This window comes from Methanoculleus methanifontis (assembly GCF_030464365.1).
Classification (GTDB): Archaea; Halobacteriota; Methanomicrobia; order Methanomicrobiales; family Methanoculleaceae; genus Methanoculleus; species Methanoculleus methanifontis.
In genome coordinates, this window is the sequence record NZ_VCYI01000027.1 from 1 (window position 1) to 4,377 (window position 4,377).

Below are 4,377 nucleotides of genomic sequence, written 5' to 3' on the forward strand. Positions count from 1 at the left end.
CGGTTCTTCAGCTGGATCGAGGCATTCAAGAAGATTGTTCCTCGATATGAACGCTATGAACACTCATTCCTCGGGCTGATCCACCTGGCATGTGCCATCATGATCTGGAGGGTTATGGGATGACCTCACTAAGTGGGGACCAAGTCGAAGTGTTGCGCACCTGTGTGGCGGAGACGTCGATCTCCGAACTTATGGACGTTACAGGGAGGACGAACCGCACCAAGTTCAGGAACTCCGTGCTGAAACCAATGATGCAGGCAGGGTTGATCGAGATGACCGTCCCGGACAGGCCCCGGAGCAGCAACCAGAAGTACCGGATCACTGAGAGGGGCCGTGCCCTGCTTGCCGGGAGGGATACGCCGTGACCGCCTGCACTACCCGGCCCGCAGGCGTCGGTGCGCTACGAGATCCCGAAGGAGGTGGCAGCGGAGGCGATCGTGAACGCCGTCGCCCACCGCGACTACACCGGCCAGCGTCCAGGTGATGCTCTTCTCCGACCGCCTGGAGATCTGGAACCCTGGTACCCTCCCGCCGTCCCTCTCGAAAAACTCCGGCAGGCTCACGGGTCGGTTGCCGGCGAACCCCCTCCTCACCGAACCGATGATGGCACGGGAGGCAATTGAACTCTACATTGAGGGCATGCTAGCGAGAGGTGAGGAAATCCCCACCGAGGAAGGGCTCCTGGAATACACCCTCACCGTCGAGGCCCATGCCTGAACTTCCGGCGCTCACGGCCCGGAAAGCCGTTAAGATTCTGGAAAAGAAGGGGTTTGGTGACAGGAGGACGTTATCCTCTACCGACCGCCACGTAGATTGCTGAAGACCGTGACGGCGGAATAGGGAGCCCATCCTCCCGGAGCCCTTCGATGTGGAACTCAATCGCTTCGTGCATCCGCTCTTTCACTTCCTCGCGAGTCGCTCCGGTCGCCACGCATCCCGGAATGTCCGGGGAGTATGCCGAGTAGTTGCCGTCGGTCTGCTCGACGATGACAAGAAATCGATACATTATTCAATCCTTTCAGCCCTGCCTGTTTGAGAACACTGTTCAGCGTTCCCGGAGCGAGATCGTCCGCCGGTTATTCCAGCAATAACAGATCCTTCAACAGAACGCTTATCGCTTCCATATCTTCGACCGAACATCGCCCGATCTTTTTGACGAAACGGTCTTCTGAGAGGGCAACGATCTGGAAGACCAGCGCCGCACTGTTGGAGGAGAGCCCGTTCTGTGAACTCTTCTCGATGCCGTAGGTGTGCGGGAACGAAAAAGCCGCCGGAGTCGTCGTGAGCGGAACCACGATTGTCATCCCCCCGTAAGAGACGGCGAGCACCACGGCGGGCCGGAGCCCGCTCTGCTCGTGCCCCCGTGCGTCGGTGAGATCGACGAACCAGATATCGCCCCTGCTCCGGCCCATCCTAATGCCTCATCGACCGGATACCGGCCCGCTGCCACTCCCCTAGCTCGGCGTCGAGCGCCGCCTTCTCTTCGTCGGTGGGGACGAAGAGGTACTGCTTTGCCCGGTTGACGCCCTTGACGATCTGCTCATTTGAGTAGAAGGACTTCATTCTCCGGACCATCCGGTATGCCTGCTCCGGCGGCTGGCGCATCTCGTAGGCCAGGTACCCGTAGGTCGCTCCGATCTCAAGCAGGGACGGGCTTTTATCGAAGAGGCCGGTGAGCCCGGCAACGGCATCCGCCTCGGCGGGAGAGAGCGTGCTCTCCGTTTCGCACCGGGAAAACTCATCGGCGTGCTGGTAGTACTCCCGCGCAAGGTTCGGCGAGTACGGCCCCCGGACGTAGAGGCGGAACGGATACACGAACTCGACGCCCTTCAGCCTCAGCAGGTAGACGAGCTTCTGGGCGATGAGCCGGTGCTCGAACAGGTCCGTATTCATCCGGAATCCTGCTTCCCGGAAGCAGGCAATGACTTTGCTTCTATCGTTCACAGGTATCACCCTCGCAGCCCAGGAGTTTGCAGAGCCAGCCCCGGACGCGCCGCCACTCGGCGAGTCCTTCCGGGGTGATGGCGTAGAGTTCCAGTTCCTTCCCTTCGAGCGTCACCTTCTCGGAGCGGAGGTACCCCATCTCGACAAGTTTCTTGAGGTTTGCGTAGAGCACGCCGTCGCTCAGGTTCAGCCCGGCCTTGAGCTGCCGTGCGGTGGCCCCGTCCTCGCCGAGTTCGGAGAGCGCCCAGAGTATCTCCAGGCGCACCCGGGAGATGAGAGCGCTGTTCACGTCCTCGGATTCTTCTACGATTGCTATGAGATCGTCAGGCATAGGCGACTTTCAACTTTGAGTAGATGTTGGAGCGGGAGGTGATAAAGGATGTGGAGATCTGCGGATTGCTCCGCTATGGAGTAAAGGCCCGGCCTGATGCGGGCAAGATGCACATCGTGGAGAAAGGTAGGACGTTTTTCAGGCAATCACTTCTTAGATCTGCCGGACTTCGTGGCTGTGTTGTTCGGGTTGAGCTGATTCGCCCTGTTGTCCGCTGCTGCTTTGTGTGAGGGGTTGTTGGGGTTCTTAACGTCGGCACGCTGATTCTTTGCCATACAACCTGCTTGGTTCGATGCTTCATATGCTTTTTCGTCGACCCAAAAAAGGATGGCCCCCGATGGGGACAGGCACAGACACCACTATGCCCCCATCGGGGCCTGTACCATTCACGAGCGGGGTTATAATATGATGAGAAGCCTGAATTACCGTATCCTCCTCCGAAAAGAGCCGGAAGGCGGGTATACTGTTATTGTGCCGACCCTTCCTGGCTGCGTCACCTTCGGGGAGATCGTCGACGAGGCGATAGCGATGGCTCGGGAGGCCGTCAGAACCATCCATACCGTTTGTGCGCCTGCTCGATCGACATCACGGCAAGAACGTGAACCTCCAGCTCCTGCTCATGGATGCGATAGAATGCCGTGAATGTCCGGCTGATATGAAGTCGATAGGTATCTTCCCGCCCGTGCACGTACAGGCGCTCCTTGTCGCTTCCGCTGCCGGGATACGGGTCTTCCTGGAGGGTTTTCAGCTGCTCCATGACTATCCGCCGGCTCTTTGCGCTGAGGCTCCGGATGCTCTCAAGGGCCTTTTTGTTAATCAGTATCCGGAACGTCAAACTCCAGCTCCACGAAATCCCCTTCGGCCTCGATGCGATCCATATCCTCGATGAACCGGCGCTTCTTCTCCTGCTCGACCATGGAGGAGAGGAGATCATCGAAGGTCTGGCCGGGGTGCTTCAGCTCGGAGATCTCCGCCCATACCCCTTCCGAGACGGGAATCCTCTTGGTTGCAGCCATGGCAGTATTGTAAGTGCTTACCATATTTACAATGTTGCACGCGAGTGAGCCGAGGGAAAGATGAGTGAGTTCCGACGGTTCAGGGGGTGTCTGACCGCTACCAGGATTCTAAAAAAGAAGGGGCCGGTGATCGAGGGGCTCATCCTCTACCGACCGCTACGTAGGGTGAAAGGGAGCCACCACCTCTTTTATCACCCGGAGACAAAGCGCCGGGCCGTCGTCCCGGTGCACGGGCGGGACCATCCGACCGGCACGCTTCTGGAGATCCTCAAGCAGGCCGGGATTGAGCGGGAGGAGATTAGAGATCTGTTGTAAAACTTCAACCTGTTATACAGGACAGGTTCAGCGCGGCCTGCGGCCAGCCGAGAAGGCCCTCTCAAAGATACCGGGCAAAATCCTCAGGATCGATCTTCGCCAGCTTCAGGACGCTGCGAAGTGTACCGATCTTCAGTTCGTTGTGCAGCGGGACAACTGTCCCTACCTCACACCTTGCGGTGCTCAAACTCCTTTCTTTCAGACAGTCGCACTTTCCCGTTGGGCGTCTCTTTTGAAAGGCGAACATGGCTCCCGGATTGCCCGCTTACGATGAATCCATACTGTTTCGAGAGTATCTTTATCACTGCCTCGCCTGAGATGGGTTTAAGCCCGGGCACCCTCGGCCACCTCGAACGTCGTGATGATCGGCCGCCTCCCATCTTCCAGCGGGAATTCTTCTAAGTACAGCTCCGTAGCCTCTTTGAGGTTGGCCACCGCCTCTTCAACCGTCCTGCCCTGGCTGACGGTGCCGACCTCCGAGCACTCCGCGACGTACATATCCTCTTCCCTGTAGAGCACAGCCGTGAACGTCCTCATGATCTCACCGATAGAATAGCATCTCTCTTTGTCGTGACAATACTTGACCAACAGATCTTGGCCGGTTGTCTCGTCCGTTATGAGTGGGCACACGATGCCTCGGGGAAGAATGAACGATGAATGAACGATGAATGAACGATGAATGAACGATGAATGAACGATGAATGAACGATGAATGAACGATGAATGAACGATGAATGAACGATGAATGAACGATGAATGAACGATGAATGA

The 4,377-nt window shown here is 57.6% G+C and carries 12 protein-coding genes; 4 read left to right on the forward strand and 8 right to left on the reverse strand.

The window, feature by feature from the left end; genetic code table 11:
• Nucleotides 1–149: 149 nt before the first annotated feature.
• Complete coding sequence (locus FGW20_RS13195; RefSeq protein WP_143706330.1) at nucleotides 150–365, forward strand: Fic family protein; 216 nt, start codon at nucleotides 150–152, stop codon at nucleotides 363–365.
• Nucleotides 366–483: 118 nt separating this feature from the next.
• Complete coding sequence (locus FGW20_RS13200; protein ID WP_048063760.1) at nucleotides 484–717, forward strand: ATP-binding protein; 234 nt, start codon at nucleotides 484–486, stop codon at nucleotides 715–717.
• A 70-nt stretch (nucleotides 718–787) separates the two neighbouring features.
• Here the strand turns inward: FGW20_RS13200 and FGW20_RS13205 are convergent, their stop codons facing one another.
• From FGW20_RS13205 to FGW20_RS13225, 5 genes are all read right to left on the reverse strand, one after another.
• Entirely contained in the window at nucleotides 788–1,006 is a 219-nt protein-coding gene (locus tag FGW20_RS13205; protein WP_048114588.1) for a type II toxin-antitoxin system HicB family antitoxin, read from the reverse strand.
• A 70-nt stretch (nucleotides 1,007–1,076) separates the two neighbouring features.
• Nucleotides 1,077–1,412 (reverse strand): type II toxin-antitoxin system PemK/MazF family toxin, encoded by a 336-nt coding sequence (locus tag FGW20_RS13210; protein ID WP_011843949.1) that lies wholly within the window; start codon nucleotides 1,410–1,412, stop codon nucleotides 1,077–1,079.
• A 1-nt stretch (nucleotide 1,413) separates the two neighbouring features.
• A complete protein-coding gene (locus tag FGW20_RS13215) occupies nucleotides 1,414–1,893 on the reverse strand; it encodes a hypothetical protein (protein ID WP_276834821.1) in 480 nt (159 codons plus the stop codon).
• 40 nt (nucleotides 1,894–1,933) lie between these two features.
• Entirely contained in the window at nucleotides 1,934–2,275 is a 342-nt protein-coding gene (locus FGW20_RS13220; RefSeq protein WP_011843947.1) for a transcriptional regulator, read from the reverse strand.
• A gap of 146 nt (nucleotides 2,276–2,421) precedes the next feature.
• Nucleotides 2,422–2,550 carry a hypothetical protein gene (locus tag FGW20_RS13225; protein WP_255342094.1) on the reverse strand — a complete coding sequence of 43 codons (129 nt, stop codon included), beginning with the start codon at nucleotides 2,548–2,550 and terminating at the stop codon, nucleotides 2,422–2,424.
• A gap of 133 nt (nucleotides 2,551–2,683) precedes the next feature.
• Here FGW20_RS13225 and FGW20_RS13230 point away from each other — a divergent pair, with 133 nt between their 5' ends.
• Entirely contained in the window at nucleotides 2,684–2,917 is a 234-nt protein-coding gene (locus FGW20_RS13230; protein WP_231476737.1) for a type II toxin-antitoxin system HicB family antitoxin, read from the forward strand.
• On the opposite strand, the gene FGW20_RS13235 is transcribed toward FGW20_RS13230, so the two are convergent.
• Both FGW20_RS13235 and FGW20_RS13240 read right to left on the reverse strand, forming a co-directional pair.
• Entirely contained in the window at nucleotides 2,820–3,110 is a 291-nt protein-coding gene (locus tag FGW20_RS13235) for a type II toxin-antitoxin system RelE/ParE family toxin (protein WP_301678542.1), read from the reverse strand. The genes FGW20_RS13230 and FGW20_RS13235 overlap by 98 nt on opposite strands.
• Nucleotides 3,088–3,291, reverse strand: coding sequence for a hypothetical protein (locus tag FGW20_RS13240; RefSeq protein WP_067073161.1), 204 nt, complete (start codon nucleotides 3,289–3,291; stop codon nucleotides 3,088–3,090). The genes FGW20_RS13235 and FGW20_RS13240 overlap by 23 nt, the downstream gene beginning before the upstream one ends.
• Nucleotides 3,292–3,351: 60 nt before the next feature.
• On the opposite strand from FGW20_RS13240, the gene FGW20_RS13245 reads away from it, so the two are divergent.
• Entirely contained in the window at nucleotides 3,352–3,606 is a 255-nt protein-coding gene (locus FGW20_RS13245; RefSeq protein ID WP_067073163.1) for a type II toxin-antitoxin system HicA family toxin, read from the forward strand.
• A gap of 324 nt (nucleotides 3,607–3,930) precedes the next feature.
• Here FGW20_RS13245 and FGW20_RS13250 read toward each other — a convergent pair whose 3' ends face one another.
• Nucleotides 3,931–4,143, reverse strand: a complete 213-nt coding sequence (locus tag FGW20_RS13250) for a type II toxin-antitoxin system HicB family antitoxin (protein WP_011843941.1) — start codon at nucleotides 4,141–4,143, stop codon at nucleotides 3,931–3,933.
• Nucleotides 4,144–4,377: the final 234 nt, after the last annotated feature.

Coding starts and splice junctions, on each gene's coding strand:
- FGW20_RS13200 (WP_048063760.1), top strand. CDS start 484: ATGCTCTTCTCCGACCGCCTGGAGATCTGGAACCCTGGTACCCTCCCG.
- FGW20_RS13205 (WP_048114588.1), bottom strand. CDS start 1,006: ATGTATCGATTTCTTGTCATCGTCGAGCAGACCGACGGCAACTACTCG.
- FGW20_RS13210 (WP_011843949.1), bottom strand. CDS start 1,412: ATGGGCCGGAGCAGGGGCGATATCTGGTTCGTCGATCTCACCGACGCA.
- FGW20_RS13215 (WP_276834821.1), bottom strand. CDS start 1,893: ATGAATACGGACCTGTTCGAGCACCGGCTCATCGCCCAGAAGCTCGTC.
- FGW20_RS13220 (WP_011843947.1), bottom strand. CDS start 2,275: ATGCCTGACGATCTCATAGCAATCGTAGAAGAATCCGAGGACGTGAAC.
- FGW20_RS13225 (WP_255342094.1), bottom strand. CDS start 2,550: ATGGCAAAGAATCAGCGTGCCGACGTTAAGAACCCCAACAACCCCTCA.
- FGW20_RS13230 (WP_231476737.1), top strand. CDS start 2,684: ATGAGAAGCCTGAATTACCGTATCCTCCTCCGAAAAGAGCCGGAAGGC.
- FGW20_RS13240 (WP_067073161.1), bottom strand. CDS start 3,291: ATGGCTGCAACCAAGAGGATTCCCGTCTCGGAAGGGGTATGGGCGGAG.
- FGW20_RS13245 (WP_067073163.1), top strand. CDS start 3,352: ATGAGTGAGTTCCGACGGTTCAGGGGGTGTCTGACCGCTACCAGGATT.
- FGW20_RS13250 (WP_011843941.1), bottom strand. CDS start 4,143: ATGAGGACGTTCACGGCTGTGCTCTACAGGGAAGAGGATATGTACGTC.